Annotated in this window: 19 protein-coding genes; 13 read left to right on the top strand and 6 right to left on the bottom strand. The window is 69.2% G+C overall.

The window, feature by feature from the left end:
• Positions 1-22: 22 nt before the first annotated feature.
• On the top strand, positions 23-1,201 hold the full coding sequence (locus NMN56_RS23095; RefSeq protein WP_274045581.1) for a glycine amidinotransferase: 1,179 nt from the start codon (positions 23-25) through the stop codon (positions 1,199-1,201).
• A 146-nt stretch (positions 1,202-1,347) separates the two neighbouring features.
• Here NMN56_RS23095 and NMN56_RS23090 read toward each other — a convergent pair whose 3' ends face one another.
• From NMN56_RS23090 to NMN56_RS23070, 5 genes are all read right to left on the bottom strand, one after another.
• Entirely contained in the window at positions 1,348-2,499 is a 1,152-nt protein-coding gene (locus tag NMN56_RS23090) for a glycine amidinotransferase (RefSeq protein ID WP_274045582.1), read from the bottom strand.
• A 92-nt stretch (positions 2,500-2,591) separates the two neighbouring features.
• Complete coding sequence (locus tag NMN56_RS23085) at positions 2,592-3,374, bottom strand: class I SAM-dependent methyltransferase (RefSeq protein WP_274045583.1); 783 nt, start codon at positions 3,372-3,374, stop codon at positions 2,592-2,594.
• Positions 3,375-3,532: 158 nt separating this feature from the next.
• Complete coding sequence (locus NMN56_RS23080) at positions 3,533-4,795, bottom strand: MFS transporter (protein ID WP_274045585.1); 1,263 nt, start codon at positions 4,793-4,795, stop codon at positions 3,533-3,535.
• Positions 4,788-6,083: an ATP-grasp domain-containing protein gene (locus tag NMN56_RS23075; RefSeq protein WP_274045586.1), complete on the bottom strand. Its 1,296-nt coding sequence runs from the start codon at positions 6,081-6,083 to the stop codon at positions 4,788-4,790. Before NMN56_RS23075 ends, NMN56_RS23080 begins: the two co-directional genes overlap by 8 nt.
• A gap of 55 nt (positions 6,084-6,138) precedes the next feature.
• Positions 6,139-7,143 carry an isopenicillin N synthase family dioxygenase gene (locus NMN56_RS23070; protein ID WP_274045587.1) on the bottom strand — a complete coding sequence of 335 codons (1,005 nt, stop codon included), beginning with the start codon at positions 7,141-7,143 and terminating at the stop codon, positions 6,139-6,141.
• A gap of 548 nt (positions 7,144-7,691) precedes the next feature.
• Here NMN56_RS23070 and dpgA point away from each other — a divergent pair.
• The 12 genes from dpgA (at position 7,692) to NMN56_RS23010 (ending at position 19,069) form a co-directional block, all read left to right on the top strand.
• Complete coding sequence (gene dpgA / locus NMN56_RS23065) at positions 7,692-8,795, top strand: 3,5-dihydroxyphenylacetyl-CoA synthase DpgA (protein WP_280842861.1); 1,104 nt, start codon at positions 7,692-7,694, stop codon at positions 8,793-8,795.
• 38 nt (positions 8,796-8,833) lie between these two features.
• A complete protein-coding gene (gene dpgB, locus NMN56_RS23060; RefSeq protein WP_274045590.1) occupies positions 8,834-9,544 on the top strand; it encodes an enoyl-CoA-hydratase DpgB in 711 nt (236 codons plus the stop codon).
• A gap of 74 nt (positions 9,545-9,618) precedes the next feature.
• Positions 9,619-10,962 carry a (3,5-dihydroxyphenyl)acetyl-CoA 1,2-dioxygenase DpgC gene (gene dpgC / locus NMN56_RS23055; RefSeq protein ID WP_274045591.1) on the top strand — a complete coding sequence of 448 codons (1,344 nt, stop codon included), beginning with the start codon at positions 9,619-9,621 and terminating at the stop codon, positions 10,960-10,962.
• A gap of 41 nt (positions 10,963-11,003) precedes the next feature.
• Positions 11,004-12,371 (top strand): aminotransferase-like domain-containing protein, encoded by a 1,368-nt coding sequence (locus NMN56_RS23050; protein WP_274045592.1) that lies wholly within the window; start codon positions 11,004-11,006, stop codon positions 12,369-12,371.
• A gap of 93 nt (positions 12,372-12,464) precedes the next feature.
• A complete protein-coding gene (locus NMN56_RS23045; RefSeq protein ID WP_274045593.1) occupies positions 12,465-13,127 on the top strand; it encodes a 7-cyano-7-deazaguanine synthase in 663 nt (220 codons plus the stop codon).
• 5 nt (positions 13,128-13,132) lie between these two features.
• Positions 13,133-13,495: a 6-pyruvoyl trahydropterin synthase family protein gene (locus tag NMN56_RS23040; RefSeq protein ID WP_274045594.1), complete on the top strand. Its 363-nt coding sequence runs from the start codon at positions 13,133-13,135 to the stop codon at positions 13,493-13,495.
• A complete protein-coding gene (locus NMN56_RS23035) occupies positions 13,492-14,247 on the top strand; it encodes a 7-carboxy-7-deazaguanine synthase QueE (RefSeq protein WP_274045595.1) in 756 nt (251 codons plus the stop codon). The genes NMN56_RS23040 and NMN56_RS23035 overlap by 4 nt, the downstream gene beginning before the upstream one ends.
• Positions 14,248-14,253: 6 nt before the next feature.
• The gene (folE, locus tag NMN56_RS23030; RefSeq protein ID WP_274045596.1) at positions 14,254-14,886 is read left to right on the top strand and encodes a GTP cyclohydrolase I; all 633 of its coding nucleotides are present in this window, start codon (positions 14,254-14,256) and stop codon (positions 14,884-14,886) included.
• A gap of 102 nt (positions 14,887-14,988) precedes the next feature.
• On the top strand, positions 14,989-15,693 hold the full coding sequence (locus NMN56_RS23025; protein ID WP_274045597.1) for a class I SAM-dependent methyltransferase: 705 nt from the start codon (positions 14,989-14,991) through the stop codon (positions 15,691-15,693).
• Between the two features lie 33 nt (positions 15,694-15,726).
• Positions 15,727-17,031, top strand: coding sequence for a diaminopimelate decarboxylase (locus NMN56_RS23020; protein ID WP_274045598.1), 1,305 nt, complete (start codon positions 15,727-15,729; stop codon positions 17,029-17,031).
• On the top strand, positions 17,028-18,197 hold the full coding sequence (locus tag NMN56_RS23015) for a pyridoxal phosphate-dependent aminotransferase (RefSeq protein WP_274045599.1): 1,170 nt from the start codon (positions 17,028-17,030) through the stop codon (positions 18,195-18,197). The genes NMN56_RS23020 and NMN56_RS23015 overlap by 4 nt, the downstream gene beginning before the upstream one ends.
• Positions 18,194-19,069, top strand: a complete 876-nt coding sequence (locus NMN56_RS23010; protein ID WP_274045600.1) for a 2,3,4,5-tetrahydropyridine-2,6-dicarboxylate N-succinyltransferase — start codon at positions 18,194-18,196, stop codon at positions 19,067-19,069. Before NMN56_RS23015 ends, NMN56_RS23010 begins: the two co-directional genes overlap by 4 nt.
• Positions 19,070-19,180: 111 nt before the next feature.
• On the opposite strand, the gene NMN56_RS23005 is transcribed toward NMN56_RS23010, so the two are convergent.
• Positions 19,181-19,723 carry a helix-turn-helix transcriptional regulator gene (locus tag NMN56_RS23005; RefSeq protein ID WP_274045601.1) on the bottom strand — a complete coding sequence of 181 codons (543 nt, stop codon included), beginning with the start codon at positions 19,721-19,723 and terminating at the stop codon, positions 19,181-19,183.
• Positions 19,724-20,163 lie beyond the last annotated feature (440 nt).

The raw sequence follows: 20,163 nt of genomic DNA, 5'->3' as shown, positions 1-20,163 counted from the left end.
GAAACCAGCGAAGGGACGGGCTATGCAGCTGAACACTTTCGACGAATGGTCTCCGCTGAAGGAGGTGGTCGTAGGTTCGGCAGAGAATTACATCACCCATGAGCGAGAGCTGTCGTTCGATCTGTTTTTCCATGACAACATCGCGAACGACAACTCCTTCCGCACCGAGTGGTATTACCCTCGCCCGCGCCCTGGTGGCGGCCACGGAGCCGGGGGCGGGGACGGAGCCGACGCACGCAGGACGCCGATCAAGCAGCGTTACGTCGCCGAGCTGAACGAGGACCTGGAGGAGATCGCCAAAACCCTGGAGTCCCTCGCGGTGACCGTGCACCGGCCGATGACGCTCGACGAGGCGACATCGAGCGTCACCACGCCGGCCTGGTCGGCGTCCGTCATCCCGCCGCTGAACCTGCGCGACAACACGCTCATCCTGGGCGACGAGATCATCGAGACACCGCCGATGATCAGGTCCCGGTACTTCGAGACCCAGTTCCTCACCCAGGTCTTCCAGTCCTACTTCCAGCAGGGCGCGCGGTGGACGGTCATGCCGAGGCCGCTGATGACCGACGCGTCGTTCGACCTGTCCTACGTCAGGACCGGTACGGCAGGCGGCCCCACCGAGCCGATCGAGGACCCGCAGCCTTCCCCTTACGACGTCGGCTTCGAGATGATGCTCGACGGCGCCCAGTGCCTGCGCCTCGGCCGCGACATCGTGGTCAACATCTCGACGGCCAACCACGCGATGGCCTGCGACTGGCTGGAGCGCCACCTTGAGGGCCGCTTCCGCGTCCACCGGGTGCACCGGCTCAGCGACAGCCACATCGACAGCATGGTCCTGGCGCTGCGCCCCGGCACGCTGCTGGTCCGCTCCGAGGAGGTGGCCGACAAGCTCCCCGAGGCGCTGCGCAAGTGGGACCTGATCGTGCCTCCGGCTCCCGAGGCCAACAACTTCCCCGAGTACGACGATGACGACCTGATCCTGAGCAGCCGGTTCATCGACCTGAACGTGCTCTCTGTCAGCCCCGACACGGTCCTGGTCAACGAGGCGTGTCCCGAACTCATGCGGAAGCTGGAGCAGCACGGGTTCACCGTCGTACCGGTCCGGCACCGCCACCGGCGCCTGTTCGGGGGCGGGTTCCACTGCTTCACCCTCGACACGGTCAGGGAGGGCGGCGCCGAGGACTACCTCGGCCTCGGCTGAGCGGGCCCTGTCCGGGGTGGCCACCGCAGGCACTGTGCGGGTGGCCGCCGCGTGCCCCGTGCGGGGTGGCCGCCGCGATGGAGCGGCCACCCCGCCGCGCGTACCGGGTTCCGCCGCGGGCGGAAGGCGGTGCCGGGAGGCGGCGGTCAGCTCAGATAGTGCTCGTCGCCGCCCTCCCTCACGGTGTCCAGCGTGAAGCAGTGGAAGCCCCCGCCGAACAGCCGCCGGTGCCGGTGGCGGACGGGCACGACGGTGAACTTGTGCTCTTCAAGGGTGCGTACGAGTTTGTTGCAGGCGTCGTTGACCAGCACGGTGTTCTCGTCGATCGACAGCACGTTCAGGTCGATGTACGGGCTGGCCGGGATCGGGTCGTCGTTCTCGTACTGGGGGTAGTCGCTCAGTTCGGGAACGGGCGAGACGATGGTGTCCCACTTGCGCAGCGGCTCCGGAAGGAAGTCCACCACGTCCGCGGAGCGGACGAGAAGCGTGCCGGCACGGAGCGGTACGACCACGCTGTCGATATGGCTCTGGGTGAGCTTGTGCATCCGGTGGACTCGGAAGCGGCCCTCAAGGTGGCGCTCCAGCCAGTCGCAGGCGAGCGCGTGGTTGGCGTTGGAGATGTTGACGATCAGGTCACGGCCGAGGCGCAGGCAGTTGGCGCCGTCGATCAGCATCTCCAGCCCGACGTCGTACGGAGAGTCCTGCGGATCGCGCGGCACCTCGATGTTCGGTGCGGCGTTCACGATGTTGCCGGGGTCGAAGGAGTGGTCGGTCATCATCGGCCGCGGCATGGTCGTCCAGCGCGCGCCCTGCTGGAAGTAGGACTGGAAGACCGGGGTGAGGAACTTCGTCTCGAAGTACCGTGCGCGGAGCATCGGCGGTGTCTCGATGATCTCGTCGCCCAGGATGAGCGTGTTGTCGCGCAGGTTCAGCGGCGGTGTGACGGGCGCCGACCACGCGGGCGTCCGCACGTCGCCCGGCTCCCGCTCGATCGGCAGGGGCCGGTGCACCTTGATCGACATGGACTCCATGAGGGCGGCCATGCCCTCGACGTCCTCGACGAGTTCGTCCGCGAACCGCTGCTTCATGGCCTCGCGCCGCGGATCGGCCTCGGCACCGCGCCCCTGCCCTCCGCCGCGAGAGGGCGCGATCGTCGGGTAGTACCCGCGTGCGCCGGACAGGTTGTCGCTGATGAACATGTCGAACGAGAGATCGCCCACGCGCTCGGCGTAGTTGGTGGCTGAGCCGACGATGATCTCCTTGAGCGGGGACCAGTCGTCGAAACTGTTCAGACGCATCGGATGAGACCCTTCTGTGCTACTGCTCTGTGGTCCGTACTTCTGCTCCGCTACCAGGGCCGGTGCCCTGCGCGGGGGCTGGTGCCCTGCCGTCAGGGCATGGCATGTGCTGCGCGGTCAGGCTTCCGGACGGTCAGCAGGACCCAGTGGCGGGCGAAGTGGATGCCGCGCTCGGTCTGTGCCCGCGAGATGAACCGGTCGAGGCTGCCGGCGTCCCGTTCGGCGTCGAACTCCTCGAAGATGGGGACGACTTCGAGGAAGCGGCACAGGTCGGCGCGGGAGTGGAAGTACTCGTCGAACCAGATGTCCTCCGCCCTAACGGTCAGGAAGCCCTGCTTCTCCAGGCGCAGTTGCTCGGTCTCCAGGATCGATGTGCCCCACTGGCCGTACTGCTGCCCACGGCCGAAGACCTCCTTGATGTCCTGGACGTCCCGCTCCCCGATGCCGAGGTACACCAGCGAACCGCCGGGCTTGAGCAGCCGCCAGAACTCGTCGGCGAACAGCGGACCCCGGCGCGAACTGATCACGTCGAACGCCGCGTCGGGCAGCCCGGTGTGCTCCGCGTCGCGCTGCTGGAAGCTGACCTCCGTCGGCCCGGGCCCCGCACGGAGCTGGTTGGCCCGCGCCGCGTCCAGCATCTCGGCCGCCATGTCGATGGCGGTGACCTGGCGGTAGGCGGGGGCGACCGCCAGAACGTTCAGACCGTCGGCACAACCCACGTCCAGGAGGTGTGCCGTACCGCCGCCGAGCGCCGTCACGGTCTCACCGAACAGTGCCTCGGGGTCGACGGTGCGGAAGATCTTCGTGCGCTGGGCGTTGCTCGTGTACCCGCCGAATTTGAGCGCCACTTGGGAGTAGAACTCGGGATTGGTCATGGTGTTCCGTCCTTCGGAGTGCGGGTGCCGCCGGGTGGTGGCAGGGCCGGTCGCCAGTACGCCGTGAAGCGTGGGCGTTCGCTTCACGGGAGCTCGGGGTTCACGTCACGGCGTGGCTTCACGTCATGCGCGGTTCACGTCACCGCAGGGAAGTTCCTTCATGGAGCGGAGGGTTCCGGAACGGGTGAGGTGTTCCAGGCCATCAGCACGGCCAGGAGCACCACGGCAGGGACGGCTGAGAGGACCGTCAGGCTGCTGGTGGCGACGGCAGCGCCGGATCCGGCGGCGGCGCCCGCCGCCGAACCGACCTGGGTGAGGCTGCTGGTCCAGCCCTGTGTCTCGTTGTCGAAGCCCTTGGGCGCGAGGTCGCCGCCGGTCATCATGATCGCGGCGAAGGTGGAGCCGATCGCGAGGCCGGCCACCGGGCAGGCGAGCAGCACCATCAGGGGCGACACGCTCGCCGCGAGCGCGAGAAGCGCGGTGCCGACGGCGTACGAGACCAGCAGCAGGGGCAGCCTGCGGGCGCGGGGCAGCATGCGCGGCGCCGCTCCGACGGCGAGGCCGCCCACGATGCTGCCGACGGCGATCGCTCCGAGGTACACGCCGGTGTAGCCGACCGCGTGGTGCTGGCGCGCATAGAGCGGGAGCGTGACCTCGATGGCGGTCAGCGCGAGGCAGAACAGGAACTGCGCGAGGAAGATCCGCCGCAGGGGCGCCGACCTGAGCGGGCCCAGCCAGTCGCGGGGACGGTCGTCGGCCGCCGGGGCGCCACGGTCGCCGACGAGCCCGAGGATCAGGCCGACGGCTCCCGTGACGAACACCCCGCACACCACGAACGGGAGCACGGGCGAGACCGACAGGCTGAGCCAGGTGGCGAGCGCGGGCCCCGCGATCAGGGCGAGGTCCATCGTCACCGACTCCAGCGAGATGGCCGAGGTCAGGGTGTGCTCGGTGGTGACCGCTTTCCACAGCGTCCGCATCAGCATGTTCACCGGCGGCAGCGAGGCGCCGATCAGCGCGGCGCACGCCAGGACCACGCCGACGGGCACCCGTTCGGAGGCCGACCAGGCCAGTCCGGTCAGCGCGGCGAGATACGCCCCGAGGAAGAAGAGGAGCATCCCGCGCGCGGAGTACCGGTCGACGAGCCTGCCCCGGTAGGGCGCGGTGAGCGCCCCCGCGACGAGCATGCTGCTGACGGCCACACCGGCCATGCCGTACGAGTAGTGCGGGCTGACCAGGAGCAGCACGCTGATCGCGACCATGCTGATGGGGAGCTTCGACAGGAGGCTCGCCAGGGCCATGTGGTGGGCCCTGGGTATCGCCAACAGGTCGGCGTAGCCCGCCAGATAGCGGCGGCGGCGCGGCGGCTCCCTGGTCCCAGGATCCTCGGGGCCGCGCACGGGAGCGCGGGAGTCAGGCATCGTCCCTGACCGGCGAGAGTGCGGGCACGGGCGCCGAGCCCGCCGGCTCGCCGTGGTCGATCTCCAGCGAGACCAGGGCACGTATCCCTGCCAGCCGGTCGACGACTTCCCGCTGGGTGGCCCCGGAGATGTAGGCGCCGACCGGGATGTTGGTCATGCCGCTGGTGACCGGAACGGTGTCGCCCGGCTCGTAGGACACCAGGACCGTGTCCACGCCCGGATACTCCCGCAACTCGTCCAGCCCGTGCACGGCGACGAGGGTGCCCGGCGCCTCGTCGTTGCGGATGGCGATGGCCCCGAACCTGGCGCGGAAGTCGAGCGGACCTTCCATGATCGCCGGTTGGACGCCGAGGAAGCAGTCGATGGTGTCGTGGAAGGGGCGGATCGAGGTGTGCTTGAGCCACTGGCCCGTCGCGGGACCGCCGGGCAGCCGGGCGTTGATCTCCATGAGATACACGCCGTCCGCGTTGCACTTGACCTCGGTGTGGCTGGGGCCCCGGCGCAGACCGTAGGTGGTCAGCACCTCCTTGACGTAGCTCTCGGCGCGCTGCCAGTCCGGGTCGTCGGGTTCGACCTGGACGTTGTCGTACACCGGGAAGTCGTAGTCGCGATCGTCGGGCTGCCGGTACTCCCACATGTCCATGACGCGGTGCTCACCGTCGCTGCTGAAGCAGTTGACGGCGAACTCACGGCCTCGGATGTACTCCTCGACCAGCCACTCCTCGATCAGGTGACCGTAGACGTCCCGGGTCTCCGCGATGGCCAGGTTCTCGGCCGCCGCCCTGTCGGGGACGAGGGTCGCGCCGTGGGCACCCGCGCTCATGGTGGGCTTGACGATCGCCGGGTAGCCGGTCTCCTCGCCCGCCTTCGGCACCTCGGACAGGTCGTGGACGAGGCGGAACCTCGGTATCCGCAGGCCCACCTCGTGCGCTCGCGCACGCATGGCGGACTTGTTCCGCCGCGACCAGGCGAGCGCCGCCTCGTTGCCGGGGAGCCCGAGCCGTTCGGCGACCACGTCGGCCAGATGGACGGCGGCCTCGTTGGCGGGGACGACGGCCTTGAGGTCGTAGTCGGCGGCGGCGAGTTGACTCACCACGGTGTCCGCGTCGGCGCCGTAGAGGGTCAGGTCGTCGGTGAGCGCGTGGTCGGGCCAGTCGTTCTTCAGTATCCGCGCGTCGAGGCTGTACACCGACACGGCGGCGTACCCCTTGTCCCTGGCGGCGCTCTTGAAGCCCTCTCCTGTGCGCACGGGGTCGAGCAGTACGACGGCGGGCTTGCTCTCGCTCATGGTGCTGTCCTCAGGGGACGGGGATCGCGCCCGGAGCGCCGATCCGGGGCGGGCGTCAACGGGATGCCTTGACGAGGTCGGGGTGGTGCAGCGACATCACCTCGGGGAAGGCCCGCCGCATGCCGCGCATGACGTTGTCGCCGTAGCTCGCGGTCAGCGGGTTCTCCGGGTCGTGGACGACCCCGTCCGCCTCCGTGACGAAGCGGGTCGGGAGGTCGGGCATCGACGCTTCCAGGCGCGGGTTGTAGAAGAAGGGCGCTGAGTAGCGGTCGACGCCGGGCGCGGGGCTGACGACCCGGTGGGTCGTGGCCCGCAGGTAGCCGCGGGTGGCGACCTCCAGCAGCTCGCCCAGGTTGACGACGAAGGCCCCGGGAACGACCGGAACGTCGACGAACACGCCGTCCTCGACCGCGACCTGAAGGCCGCCCTTGTCGTCCTGGAGCAGCAGGGTGAGCATCCCGTAGTCCTTGTGCACCCCAACGCCCTGGCTGGGCTCGGACTTCTCGTCGCGTCCCGGGTAGTGCAGCAGCTTGAAGTGCACATGGGGGTCGGGGCTGACCACCGGGTCGAGGAAGTCCTCCGGCGCTTCGAGCGCCGCGAGGATCAGCCGCAGCAGCCGGTGCGAGACCTGCGTGAGCTGCGCCGTCCAGTCGAGGATGGCGTCGCGCAGCTGCGGCAGCCCCTTGGGCCACTGGTTGGGCCCCCTGAGCCACAGGTACTCGGGGTCGCCGGGGCTGGGGACGTAGGGCTCGCACTCCGGGCCGATGTCGAGCTGTCCGCGCTGGTCGGGTGCGCCCTTGGTGCGTTCCCTGCCGACCTCGGAGTACCCGCGGAAGTAGGGGGACTTGAGGATGCTCAGCTCGTCCCGCTCCTCGACGGGCAGCTCGAAGAACTGGCGGGTCAGCTCCAACAGCTTGCCGGCGCCGGTCACTTGGTGGCCGGTCAGCTGGAAGAAGCCGATGTCGTGCACGGCGGCGCGCAGCCGCTCCAGAAACGCGGCGCGGGCCCGCGGGCCGGCGTCCGCCTCCGTCATATCCAGTACGGGAAATACATCGGACACGGTTCACTCCATGGGTCGGAAGAACGGGGGGCGGTGAGAAAGGGGACCGACGAGAAAGGGAGGGGAACGGAAGAGATGCGGTATGCGGGATTCCGCTGTCTCGACCGGACGCACCGGCGCCCGCGCCCTTTCCTTCCGCCGGCGCTGCCATCGCTGTGCCGATGGCCCGTGAATACCGGAACCGGCCCCTGAATACCTGAACCCGGCGCGCCGCTGTACGGGCGGCAACGGGTAGCATCCACCGGGCAATTCGCGGATGACGCTAAGCGGCGGCACACCCGGAGTCAAGCTGCCCCGAAGGCCGGATACCGCTCTCACCACAGGGAACGGCACGTTTCTTTGCCCTAACGTGCAGCGGAATGACACCAACAGCCAAGGTCGCCCGGCAACGTTGACATCGCGTCGGCCCAAAGGTTCAGATGGTGATGGCCTTTCGGAAGCATTGTTGCGCCGCTCAGGCAACGCAGGAGTGGATCCGGCTGTCTGCTTTTGACATCATCCCCGAGGTGCAATGCCGAGGTTGAGAGATTGTGATCAGTGAGTCAGGTGTGCCTGTTCCGCTCATTCTGGGAACGGGAACGGCGAACCCGGCGACCAGCTATTCCCAGCAAGACATTCTGCGTATCTTCCAGATCGAGGACGCCGGAATTCGGTCGCTCTTCGCCAACAGCCATATCGACCGCCGGTATCTCCACATCCCGCCGACCGAGGCCGGACAGAGACCGCAAACGGAGACCCAGGGGCAGCTGCTCAGCAAGCACAGGGCCGACGGGGTCGAACTCGCGGCGCAGGCGCTGCACGCCTGCCTCAAGGACATCGGAGCCGAGCTGGAGGACGTCGGCTACCTGTCCTGCGTGACCTCGACCGGCTTCCTGACGCCCGGGCTGAGCGCCCACTTGATCGAAGCCCTCGGCCTCCCCGTGACCTGCAGCCGGCTCGACGTGGTCGGCATGGGCTGCAACGCGGGCCTCAACGGCCTCAACCCCACGGCCTCCTGGGCGGCGAGCAACCCGGGCAGGCTGGCCGTGATGGTGTGCGTCGAGGTCTGCTCCGCCGCCTATGTCTACGACGACACGATGCGCACCGCGGTGGTCAACAGCCTGTTCGGGGACGGCGCGGCAGCCGTCGCCGTGCGCGCGGCACCCGGAAGTGCGGCGCCCCTGGACACGGCATCCGTAACCGCGGGTATGGACCAGGGCAGCGGCCCGCAGGCGGCGCTCCTGAAGTTCTCCAGCCGTATCATCCCCGAGGCCATCGACGCGATGCGATTCGACTGGGACGACGAACACGGAAAATTCAGTTTCCATCTCGACCGCGACGTGCCGTACGTGGTCGGTGCGCACGCCGAAGAATCGGTTGACGCACTGCTACAGGACACGGGATTGCGGCGCAGCGACATCGCACACTGGCTCGTGCATTCCGGCGGCAAGAAGGTCATCGACGCCGTCAAGGTGAATCTGGGCCTCACGGCGCACGACCTCAGGCACACCTCATCGGTCCTGCGTGACTACGGCAACCTGTCCAGCGGCTCCTTCCTTTTCTCCTACCAGCAGTTGCAGGAAGAAAAGGCGGTGGAACCCGGAGACCACGGGGTCCTGATGACCATGGGCCCCGGGTCGACCATAGAGACCGCCCTCGTGCAATGGCAGTAGTGCCTTTTCGCCGAACACAAGCTGGAGTAGGCAGCACAGTGACCACTACCGAAACCACCGAATTCGCGGTTGACATAGCAGGCGCTGACCGCATCGGAAAAGAACTCGTACAGCGGCTCTCCGACGTCTGTGACCGCGTCGAGGACAGCACGGAAAACGACGTCCTGCTGATACACCTCACCGGCGCTGACGCTCCCGCGGGGCCCCACCCCGACGCCGGGTCAGGACCCGGCGGATCAGGATCCGACGCGGGATCGCACCCGGACGTCGACATCCAGGTGGTCAACAAGTGGGAACGCGCCCTGCGGCGCCTCGAACGCCTCCCGGTGGCGACCGTCGCGCTGGTCGACGGTGTCTGCCAGGGCGCGGGCGCCGAGGTGCTGCTCACCACGGACCACCGCATCGCACACCCCTCAGCGCGCTTCGCGCTGCCGGCGGGGAACGCCGGATGGCCGGGGATGTCGCTGTTCCGTATGGCCGGCCAGCTCGGCCGCAGGGCACGGCGGCTCGCCCTGTTCGGCGGGGAACTCTCGGCAGAACAGGCCCTGGACATCGGCCTGATCGACGAGATCGACGTCAGCCCCGAGGCCGCTGCGGCCCGCGGAAGCGCTCTGTTCGCCGGCGCGCGGTCCAACGGCGTCGCCGTCCGGCGTCAGCTGCTGGCCGAGGCGGTCACCACCTCGTTCGAGGACGCGCTCGGGTCGCATCTGGCGGCCTGCGACCGGGTGCTGCGCGCGGCGCGGCACTGACCCGTACGGCACCGGCAGAACCCGCCCATCGGTCGTCCGACGACCGTGACACCCACCTGACGGAGGTGGCACCCATGCCCACCAGAACCGATCCCGCGCCCCCGCGGCTGAAGGGGGACTACGCGCAGGACGCGGCGGCGACAAGCGGTCACCTCCTCGCGGCAGGAGAGACGCTCACCCGGCTCCCGGCGCGCACGGACCGTACCGAGGCGCAGCGGGGAGAGGCCGCACAGGCGTCCTCGTCCGCACGCACCGCACGGCTGCGGTTCCTCGCCGCGCACGGCGAGGAACTGCACCGGCGGCTCACGGACGACGGGGCACGCGGTCTGCGCCTGCCGGAACTGGCGTACGGCGCCGCAGAATCCGTGCCGGGTCTGGTCCCCACCCGGCAGACCATGGACCGCGAGAACGCGCTGCCGCAGGCCGCCAAGGAAGGCCACGAGGCCGACCAGGGAATCCTGTTCTGGGGGCTGCTGCGCGGAGCGGTCTCCGGCTCCCGGCTGGTCGACGCCATGCTGCGGCCGACCGCCAGGGCGCTCCACCTGCTCGACGCGTACCAGCGGTCGGGCTCCGCCGGACTGGGCACCGTACGGATCGACCGGCGCGACGGCTACGCCGAGATCACCGTCGAGAACACCGCACACCTCAACTCCGAGGACAACGTCCTGGCCGACGACCTCGAAACCGCCGTCGACCTGGTGCTGCTCGACGACGACAGTCACGTGGGCGTGCTGCGCGGCGGGGTGATGGACCACCCGCGCTACGTGGGACGCCGGGTCTTCAGCTCCGGTATCAACCTCACGCACCTGTACAACGGCAGGATCTCCCTCATCGACTTCCTGCTCCGCAGGGAGCTGGGGTACATCAGCAAGATCGTGCGGGGCCTCCGGCGCGCCCCCGGCGACGGCGGCCCCGCACACGAGCCGTGGACGCGGACCGACAAGCCCTGGGTCGCGGCGGTGGACACGTTCGCCATCGGCGGCGGTATGCAGCTGCTGATGGTCTTCGACCACGTCGTCGCGGAGTCCGGGGCCTGGCTCAGCCTGCCCGCGGCACGCGAGGGCATCGTCCCCGGCGCCGCGAACCACCGCCTGAGCCGCATGGCGGGCCACCGGCTGGCACGCCGAATCGTGCTCGGCGGCAGGCGCATCGAGGTCTCGGAACCGGAGGGCGCGCTGTTCTGCGACGAGGTCGTGGACGCCGACCGGATGGACGAGGCGGTACGCGCGGCGGCGGAACGCATGGGCGACCCCTCCGTGGTCGCCAACCGCCGGATGCTGAACCTCGCCGACGAACCGGCGGAGTCGTTCCGCGCCTACATGGCCGAGTTCAGCCTTGAGCAGTCCAGCCGCATCTACAGCAGGGACGTGCTCGACACGCTGGAGAAGACGTGGATGAGCCGGTCCCGGCGGAACTGACCCGGGCGGGCGAGACCCCAGGCACACGAGGAATAGCACCCATGGCTGACCGCTCCACACCGCCGGGAAAACGCCCGGCCACCCCGTCGGGAAAGCACCCGGCCACCCTTGACCGCTCGCAGCTGCACCCGGCGGTTTCCGACCCCGCACTGCGGTCCATGAACTTCCTCAACGAGATCATGGGCCGGTTCCCCGACGCCGTCTCCTTCGCCCCCGGCGCCCCGCACCCCCGGTTCTTCGCCGACCTGGACGTGCCCCGCCACCTCGACAGCTTCCTGGACCACCTGGTCCGCACGCGCGGCCTGTCCAGGGACGAGGCCCAGCTGGAGCTGTACCAGTACGGCCCCACGGCCGGGCTCATCAACGACCTGGTGGCCGACATGCTCAGGACCGACATGGGCATCGCGACCACGCCGGAAGCCGTGGTGATCACCGTCGGCTGCCAGGAGGCCATGTTCATCACGCTCAGGGCGCTGCGGGCCACCGCCGAGGACGTACTGCTGGTGACGGAGCCCGGATACGCGGGGATCGTCGGCGCCGCGCGGCTGGCGGACATGGAGATCTGCCCCGTACCGGAGTCCCCCGACGGCTGGGACGTGGCCGAACTGCGGGCCGCCTGCCGGGCGTTGCGCGCGGCGGGGAAGACTCCGCGCGCCGCGTACTGCGTCCCCGACTTCGCGAACCCCTCCGGCGCCGCGATGGATCTGACGGCCCGAGCCGCGCTGCTCGAAGCGGCCGACGAGGAGGACCTGCTGATCCTGGAGGACAGCGTCTACGGGTTCACCGCATCGCCCGAGAAGGCGCCGGCACCGCTCAAGGCCATGGACAGAAGCGGACGCGTCATCCACATGGGCACCTTCACCAAGGTCTGCCTGCCCGGCGTCCGCGTCGGATACGTCGTCGCCGACCAGCTGGTGCACGGTGCGCCCGGCGGCGGAAGCAGCCTGCTGGCCGCGGAGCTGACGGCGATCAAGAGCATGGTCACGGTCAACACCCCGGCGATCAGCCAGGCCGTCATCGGCGGTCTGCTGGTGGAGTCGGGCGGTTCGCTCGCCGAGCGCTCCGCCGCGCTGTCCGCCTTCTACTCCGGCAACAGGCGCCGGCTGCTGGAAGCCCTCGAACAGCACTTCCCCGCCTCGGCGCGGGCGGAGCACGGGGTGCGATGGCTCGCACCTGCCGGTGGGTTCTTCGTCGTCCTCACAGTGCCGTTCCCCGTGGACGACACCCTCCTGGAGGTCTCGGCCCGCAAGTACGGCGTCCTGTGGACACCGATGAACCACTTCTTCGCGGGCGCGGAGGGAGGCACCCACCAGATGCGCCTGTCCTTCAGCTATCTCGACCCCGACCGCATCGACGAAGGCGTGGCCAGGCTGGCGGACTTCGTACGCCGGCAGGCCGTCGGCGTCTGATCCCGCGCACACAAGCACCCGGCTCCCCCTCCGCGCGTACAGCGGCGGAGGCGGGGCCGGGACCACCGAAGGGAACCCAAGACGTTGGCACGAGTGATCGCGATCGTTTCCGGCGGGCTCGACTCGGTCGCACTCGCCTATCACCTGCATTCCCAGGGACATGACCTGCGCATGCTCTCGGTCGACTACGGACAGCGGCACCGCAAGGAGCACGCATACGCCGAGTTGGCCGCCAAGAGGCTCTCCGTACCGCACGAGACCGTGGACCTCCGCGGGATAGCGGGGCTGCTGCCCGGCTATTCGCTGACCGATGACGAGGTCGGCGTCCCCGACCAGCACTACACGGCGCCCGGCAGCGTCAACGTGGTGCCCAACCGCAACGTGATCCTGCTGTCCGTCGCCTACGCAGCCGCGGCGGCGGTCGACGCCGACCAGGTGGCCATGGGCTCGGTCGCCGAGGACGCGGTGACCGGCTCCGACTGCTCGCCCGCGTTCATCGAGTCCTTCAACGCCATGGAGCGCATCGCCTGCGCGGGTTACGCGCCGGAGCAGCTCTCCGTCGTCGCACCGTTCATCACCTGGCCGAAGCACGAGGTGATCAAGCGCGGCGAGGAACTCGGGGTGCCCTGGCAGGAGACCTGGAGCTGCTTCAAGGGCCGCGAGGAGCAGTGCGGCGTCTGCGCCGCCTGCCACGACCGCAGGCAGGCGTTCGTACTGGCCGACGTCCACGACCCCACCGTCTACACGAAGGGCTGACATTCGTGTTCCGCATCAGTAAGGACTTCGCGTTCTCGGCGAGCCACCGCCTGGACCATCTGCCCAGCGACCACCAGTGCGCACGGCTGCACGGTCACAACTACACCGTGCGGCTGGAACTCGCCGCGCCACCCGACGAGCTGACCCCGGCCGGCTTCGTACGGGACTACGGCGAACTGTCGGACTTCAAGAAGTGGCTCGACTCGGAACTCGACCACCGCCACCTCAACGACGTGGTGCCCGGCCGCAACCCGTCGGCGGAGAACCTGGCCATGTGGATCTACGAGATCTGGTCCGAGCGGCTGCCTGAACTGAGCGCGGTCAAGCTGTCGGAGACCGCCAAGACCTGGGCGGAGTACCGGCCATGAGCCAGGCGAGCGGCACGGAACGCGCGGCCCCCGGGGCGAGGGCCACCACCCTTGTGGTGAACGAGATCTTCGGCCCCACGGTCCAGGGCGAGGGACCCTCCAGCGGCCGGCGCTGCGCCTTCCTCCGGCTGGGCGGCTGCAACCTGTCGTGCCGCTGGTGCGACACCCCCTACACCTGGGACTGGAAGGGGCTCAGCGACCAGGGCACGAAGTACGACCCGCGCAGCGAGCTGACCGGCCGCACCACGGCGAGCGTGCTGGACGAGCTGCTGGCCATGGCCACCAACCTCGTGGTCATCAGCGGCGGGGAACCCCTGAGCCAGCAGCGGCGGCTGCTGCCCCTGATCCAGGCACTCGCCGAACACGGCACGTCCGTGGAGATCGAGACGAACGGCACGGTCGTGCCGGACGAGGCGCTGATCGCCCTGGGGCCGCGCTTCAACGTCTCACCGAAACTCGCTCACGCCGGCGATCCGCTCAGCCAGCGGATCAAGCCGGAAGCCCTGCGGGCACTGAGCGGCACACCAGGTGTGGCCTTCAAGTTCGTGTGCAGGTCGCCCAGCGATCTGGACGAGGTCGCCGACCTGACGGAACAGCTCGGGCTCGGCCCCGTGTGGGTCATGCCCGAGGGCAAGAACTTCGACGACATCAGCAAGCACTTGGGCGACATCGCAGACGAGGTCGTGCGACGGGGCTGGAATCTCACCACCCGTCTTCACGTCCTCGCCTGGGGCGACCGGCGAGGAGTCTGAAAGATCATGAGCCTGCGACTTGACCAACGGGACCCCTTCGTCCCCGTCGACGGAGAGAAGATCGACGGAGAGAAGGTCGAGGCCGACCCGCTGGAGACACTGGCGCGTCAACTCCTCATCGAGATAGGCGAGGACCCCGACCGCGAAGGACTGGTCGACACCCCGCGCCGCTACGCCAACTGGTGGCGCGAGTTCGTCGGACACGACGCCGGAAACACCGACACGGTCTTCGAGACCATCAGCGGCGGCCAGCTCGTACTGGTCTCCGACATCCGGGTGTGGTCGCTGTGCGAACACCACCTGCTGCCCTTCAACTGCTCCCTGACCATCGCGTACCGCAGTCAGAAGAGCCTGCTCGGCCTCTCCAAGTTCGCCCGCATCGCGCACCGCCACGCGCACAAGCTCCAGGTGCAGGAGCGGCTCGTCGCCGACATCGCGCACGAGATCGAGACCGTCACCGGCTCGTCCGATGTCGCCGTCATCGGCAGCGGAGAGCACCTGTGCATGACGATGCGGGGCGTGCGTACCAGCGCGGTGATGACCTCGGCGGTGTTCCACGGGGTCTTCGACGAACAAGGTCCCGAGCGCGCCGAAATCCTCTCCCTTGCCCAGGCGGCGGGGTCGCTCCAGCGCAAGTAGAGCCCCGTAACAGGCCGGCCGCCACCGCCACAGCGCGCTGCGCCCGTATCCCACGCGTGGCCGCGCGGCGGACCTGCCCGCACTACCGCAGAAGGAAGCGCCATGAACAGCCAGCTCGACACGCTCACCGACTTCTACCTGCCCAAACGGGACAACGAACCGAATCTCTTCCAGATATGGGAGGACGGCGGCGCCCGCGGCGACTCCATCACACCGTCCACCTACTCCGCCGCGTACCGCGGGTGGATGCGGGACAAGCTCGTCGCGGCCCTCGAAGCGCACGGCGCCAAGAACCTGCTGAGCCTGGGCAGCGGCAACGCCGCCATCGAGAGCGGGCTCGCGCGGGACGGTTACCGGGTGCTGGCGGTGGACGCCCTGGCCGAGGCCGTCGAACTGGCCGAGTCGAAGGGCCTGGAGGCCCTACAGGCCGACATCGCCGACTGGACACCGGAGGGCTCCTGGCCGGTGGTCTACATGGACGGTGTGCTCGGCCATCTCTACGACCCGCGTACGCGTTCGATCCAGCCCGTACTGCGCCGTATCCGCTCCTGGTTCGCCGACGACTCAGGGAACGGGCAGGGCACCGGAGGCGGCACCCTGATCGCCTCCAACGACTGCACCACGGACGGCTCACCGGCCCAGCCCGCGCCGGGAGTCACCGGCTTCCACTGGCTGACCGGCGCATACATGCGCGAACAGGCGCTGGCCGCCGGGTTCGGCGAGGTGGAGGCCGAGACGTTCACCTACGACCGTCCGCTGAGCGGGCGCCGGGTCCGTTCGGTCATCACCGCGCGCCTGGTCGCCTGACCTGGGCACGAGAGACCGAAGGAGCACCCCGTCATGCCGATGAGCGCCGCGTTCAACCGCCGCCTCACCGATGTACTGCCCGAGGTCGTCCGGCACTTCGGCACCCCGTTCCACCTCTACGACGAGCAGGGCCTGCACGAGACGGCCGAGGCGTTCGACCGGGCGTTCAGCGCCCTGCGCTACCGGGAGTTCTTCGCCGTCAAGGCCCTGCCCAACCCGGCGGTCCTGCGGCTGCTGTACGACCACAGATTCGGCTTCGACTGCAGCTCGCCGCCCGAGCTGTCCCTGGCGGCGCGGGCGGGAGCGGAGGCCGGGGACATCATGTTCACCTCCAACAACACGAGCAGGGCCGAGCTGGCAGCGGCCGTCGAGCTGGGCGCGACGGTGAACATCGACGACGAGGCGGTCCTCGACAAACTCGCCGACCTGCCCCGGCTGCCCGACTCGCTGTGCCTGCGGGTCAATCCCGGCCGGCTGGCCTCGTCCACGACTCCGGAGGGCCGGGGCCACCCGTTCCTCGGCACGCCCGAGACGGCGAAGTTCGGCATCAGGACCGACCGGCTCCCGGCCGTCTGCGCCAAGGCGCGGCGCATGGGCATCGAGCGGTTCGGGCTGCACATGATGCTCGCCTCCAACTCGCTCACCGCACAGCCCCTGTTGAGCACCTTGGACCTGCTGCTGGAACAGGTCCTACGGCTGCGCGAGTCGCTCGGCCTTGAGGTGGAACTCCTCAACCTGGGCGGCGGGATCGGCATCCCCTACCGCCCACAGCAGCAGACCTTCGACATCGAGGCCCTCGGCGCCGCGATCGCCGCGCGCCTGCGCGACTGGCGGCGCGAACACGGCGGGGACATCCCCCTCATCTGCTTCGAGAGCGGGAGGTACCTCACAGGACCGCACGGCGTACTCGCCACCCGCGTGGTCAACCGGATGAGCAAGTGGCGCGAGTGCGCGGGAGTCGACGCCAGCATGAGCGCGCTGATGCGGCCCGCGCTCTACCCCGACGCCTACCACCACATCACCGTGCCCTGGCCCCGCCCGGGACCGCCGGAGACGGTGGACGTGACGGGGTCGCTGTGCGAGAACAACGACAAGTTCGGCGTGGACCGCGAGCTGCCCCCGCTCGCCGAGGGAGATCTGCTGCTCATCCACGACACGGGCGCCCACGGCCATTCCATGGGGTTCACCTACAACGGGCGGCTGCGCCCGCAGGAACTCCTCCTGCGCACCGACGGCGGCGTCGAACTCATCCGCCGGGCCGAGAACGAGCAGGACCACTTCGCGACCCTGCGCTTCCACCCCGTCGTGCTGCCCCGGCCGCTGGAGCCGGTGTCGTGACGGACGGCCCGAACTGGACACGAGAGATCGGGCTGGACCTCGCGGCGGCGTCCGGCCTGCCCGTCCTGGACCTCACCCAGGGCCTCTCGGCCGATCCGCCGCCCCCGGTCGGCCCCGAGGTGTTCCCGCGTACGGCGGCTTACCCGCCGAGCGCAGGAAGCGAGGAGTTCCGCGCCGCTGCGGAGGCCCACCTGCGAAGGATCTACGGAGTAGAACTGCCGCCCGGAGCGGTGGCGGCCTGCGCGGGGTCCAAGGAACTCATCTCCACGCTCCCCCTGTTCCTCACCGCAACACGCCACGCGGAGCCGCCACTTGGCACCGGACCGCGAGACCCGGCGGCTCCCGTACGCGACACCGTGCTGGTGCCCGCCCTGGGCTATCCCCCGTACGCGCTCGGGGCACGGCTGGCCGGGCTGCGGGTGTTCCGGGTCCCGGCCGGCCCCGACTTCCGTATGCGCCTGGACCTGCTCCCGCAGGAGGAGGTCGGCCGCGCGCTGTGCCTGTGGGTGAACAGCCCGGCCAACCCCACCGGCGTGGTCGAGCCACTGGACCGCATCGCCGACTGGGGCCGCGCACACGGCGTGCTGGTGCTCTCCGACGAGGCGTACGCCGCGGCGACCTGGGCCCATGAGCCCCGTACGGCGCTCAGCGGCGGCCCGAAGGGCGTACTGGCGCTCCACAGCGTCTCCAAGAGATCCAACTCCCCCGGCCTGCGAGTCGGGTTCTATGCCGGCGACCCCGCCGTGGTCTCCCGGCTGGTCCCGCTGCGCAGGGCAGCCGGGTTCATGGCGAGCGCCGCCTCGCAGGCAGCCGCGACGAAGCTGCTGCTCGATGACCGGCACGCGGAGGAACACACCCGGCGCACCAGGCGCCGGGTGAACGACCTGGTCGCCGCGCTGCACGCGCACGGCCTGGCGTGCGAGCCCCCACAGGGCGGCCCCTTCGTGTGGGTGCGCGCGCCCGGAGGCTCGGACGTACGGTTCGCGCGCAGAGCCGCCCAGGTCGCGGGGCTCGTAGTGATGCCGGGCAGCTCCTACGGACCGGGCGCGAGCGGCTACGTACGCATCGCGGCGACGCTCGACCGCGCGCTCGTGGAACCCCGGCTGGCCCTGGTGGGCACAGCCGCCGAAACCCAGGGCCGCCCCAGCGAAAGGACACTCCGATGACCGGCACCCTCGCGCCGACCGCAACGCCCGGCAGCCGGACCCCGCACCGCGGGAGCCGTATCCCCGCGGCAGTCGACGAACTCTGGGAACGCAGGGAGGAACTCTCCCCGGCCGACGTACACGCACGCCGGACCGTCATCGCCGCCGTCAACCTGCTGGACAGGGGCGCGGCGCGGGTCGCCGAGGTGGACCCCGACAGCGACGAGGTGGTCGTCGACGAGCGCGCGCGGCGCGCGATCCTGCTGTCCTTCCGGGTGCTCGGGATGCGGGCCTCCGAGGTCGGCCCGTTCCTGCACCACGACCGCATGCCGCTGAAGCGGCGGTTCGACGGCGTACGGGTGGTGCCGGGCGCCATAGCCCGCTGGGGCAGCCACTTCGCGCCCGGCACCGTGCTGATGCCCTCGTACACCAACATCGGCGCCCACGTCGGCTCCGGAACGATGGTGGACACCTGGGCAACGGTCGGCTCCTGCGCCCAGATCGGACGCGACGTCCACCTCTCGGGTGGCGTCGGCATCGGCGGGGTCCTGGAACCGCCGGGCGCCGTGCCCGTGGTGGTGGAGGACGACGCGTTCGTCGGCTCACGCTCGATCGTCGTGGAGGGCGCGCGGGTACGCACCGGCGCCAAGATCGGCGCCGGTGCGCTACTGACAGGCAGCACCCGGGTCTTCGACGCGGGGAGCGGCGAGGAGCTGCCACCTGGCGAGGCTCCCGCCTGGTCGGTCTGCGTCTCCTCGACGCGCCTGCGCACCTTCCCCGGCGGTGACTTCGGCGTACCGTGCCTGCTGGTGATCAAGCGACTGGCCCCCGGCGAGGCCCACGACAAACTGGCGCTCGACGCACTCTTCAGGGAGCACGCGGCAGCACACTGATTCCCCCACCGCCCCTTGGTGCCCGGGCGGGCTCGGACCGAGCCCGCCCGGGCACCGAACGCGTTCCGGCACCGGGAAGTCGGCGCGGTACCGCACGGGGATGTGCGCGCCTCACTGGATGTATCCGTGCCGCATCGCGTAGGCGACGGCATGGGTCCGATTGCGCAGGTCGAAACGTGCGGTGAAGCTCTGGATGATGTGCTTGATGGTGCGCACCGAGTAGTTGAGGTGCCCGGCTATCTCCTCCGTGTCCTTGCCCTCCGCCATGAGTCTCAGTACATCGACATCCCGTGGGGAGATCTTGGCCTGTTCGGACTCGGCGCACAGCTGGTTGAGAAGGTCGCTGAGCGATTCGAGGGGCATCTCGGCGTGACCGCGCGAGACGGCCAACACGGCCTCGGCGAGCCGGTCGTCGGTCACCGCGTCCCGGGGAATGATGAGTCTGGTCCCGCTGCGGACGGCGTCCAGCAGGTTGCCGGGTCTGAGGTGGTTCGGGACGAGAATCGCTTTCTGGTCACCGACCGTGACGAATTCCTGTAGGTACTGAATCGCGCTCTTGTCCACAACCTCGGTGAGGAGGACGACGACCGAGGCGGTGTCGCGTTCCTCACCGCCCACGATGGTTATCCCCTCGCGACTGCGTAACCAGCTCACGACTCCTGCGAAAGCGATCGGATCGTCGGAATGAACGGCCACGACAACGTTGTCTGAATCTGATTCAGACATGAAGGAGCGTTCCATTTCCCCTCGCCTTGCTCATTAATTTCCGGGGTCTGAACAATAATGAGTGATCCGGCGACCTGCTTGAACTAACACCAAGTATCCATCAGGCAAATAGTGTCCCAAATCCCTTTGCGTGAGGGCATCATGACAGGAGGCGAGGAAGGGTACTCACAAAACCACGGGAAAACTTCAAGAATTCTGGTGGAAGGTCAGCACACATGAACTCTGCCACCTATCACGGGTGTATCACGGCCACCAGGAACGGAACCCGCAGAGGCACGTCACGCCCCACACGATGCGGGCCACCGGCCTCAGCGCAGGACGGCTCAAGCGCGCCCTACCCCGCCGACTTCGCGTCCGTCACGCCCCCG

This window comes from Streptomyces iconiensis, assembly GCF_028657195.3.
In the GTDB taxonomy this organism is placed as follows: domain Bacteria; phylum Actinomycetota; class Actinomycetes; order Streptomycetales; family Streptomycetaceae; genus Streptomyces; species Streptomyces iconiensis.
The sequence above is the reverse complement of the archived record's forward strand: the minus strand, read 5'-3'. Positions and strand labels throughout refer to the sequence as shown.

Excerpts from the sequence above, each read along its gene's own strand:
- NMN56_RS23095 (WP_274045581.1), top strand. The coding sequence starts at position 23 with ATGCAGCTGAACACTTTCGACGAATGGTCTCCGCTGAAGGAGGTGGTC.
- NMN56_RS23090 (WP_274045582.1), bottom strand. The coding sequence starts at position 2,499 with ATGCGTCTGAACAGTTTCGACGACTGGTCCCCGCTCAAGGAGATCATC.
- NMN56_RS23085 (WP_274045583.1), bottom strand. The coding sequence starts at position 3,374 with ATGACCAATCCCGAGTTCTACTCCCAAGTGGCGCTCAAATTCGGCGGG.
- NMN56_RS23080 (WP_274045585.1), bottom strand. The coding sequence starts at position 4,795 with ATGCCTGACTCCCGCGCTCCCGTGCGCGGCCCCGAGGATCCTGGGACC.
- NMN56_RS23075 (WP_274045586.1), bottom strand. The coding sequence starts at position 6,083 with ATGAGCGAGAGCAAGCCCGCCGTCGTACTGCTCGACCCCGTGCGCACA.
- dpgC (WP_274045591.1), top strand. The coding sequence starts at position 9,619 with ATGCCCACCAGAACCGATCCCGCGCCCCCGCGGCTGAAGGGGGACTAC.
- NMN56_RS23050 (WP_274045592.1), top strand. The coding sequence starts at position 11,004 with ATGGCTGACCGCTCCACACCGCCGGGAAAACGCCCGGCCACCCCGTCG.
- NMN56_RS23035 (WP_274045595.1), top strand. The coding sequence starts at position 13,492 with ATGAGCCAGGCGAGCGGCACGGAACGCGCGGCCCCCGGGGCGAGGGCC.
- folE (WP_274045596.1), top strand. The coding sequence starts at position 14,254 with ATGAGCCTGCGACTTGACCAACGGGACCCCTTCGTCCCCGTCGACGGA.
- NMN56_RS23025 (WP_274045597.1), top strand. The coding sequence starts at position 14,989 with ATGAACAGCCAGCTCGACACGCTCACCGACTTCTACCTGCCCAAACGG.
- NMN56_RS23020 (WP_274045598.1), top strand. The coding sequence starts at position 15,727 with ATGCCGATGAGCGCCGCGTTCAACCGCCGCCTCACCGATGTACTGCCC.
- NMN56_RS23010 (WP_274045600.1), top strand. The coding sequence starts at position 18,194 with ATGACCGGCACCCTCGCGCCGACCGCAACGCCCGGCAGCCGGACCCCG.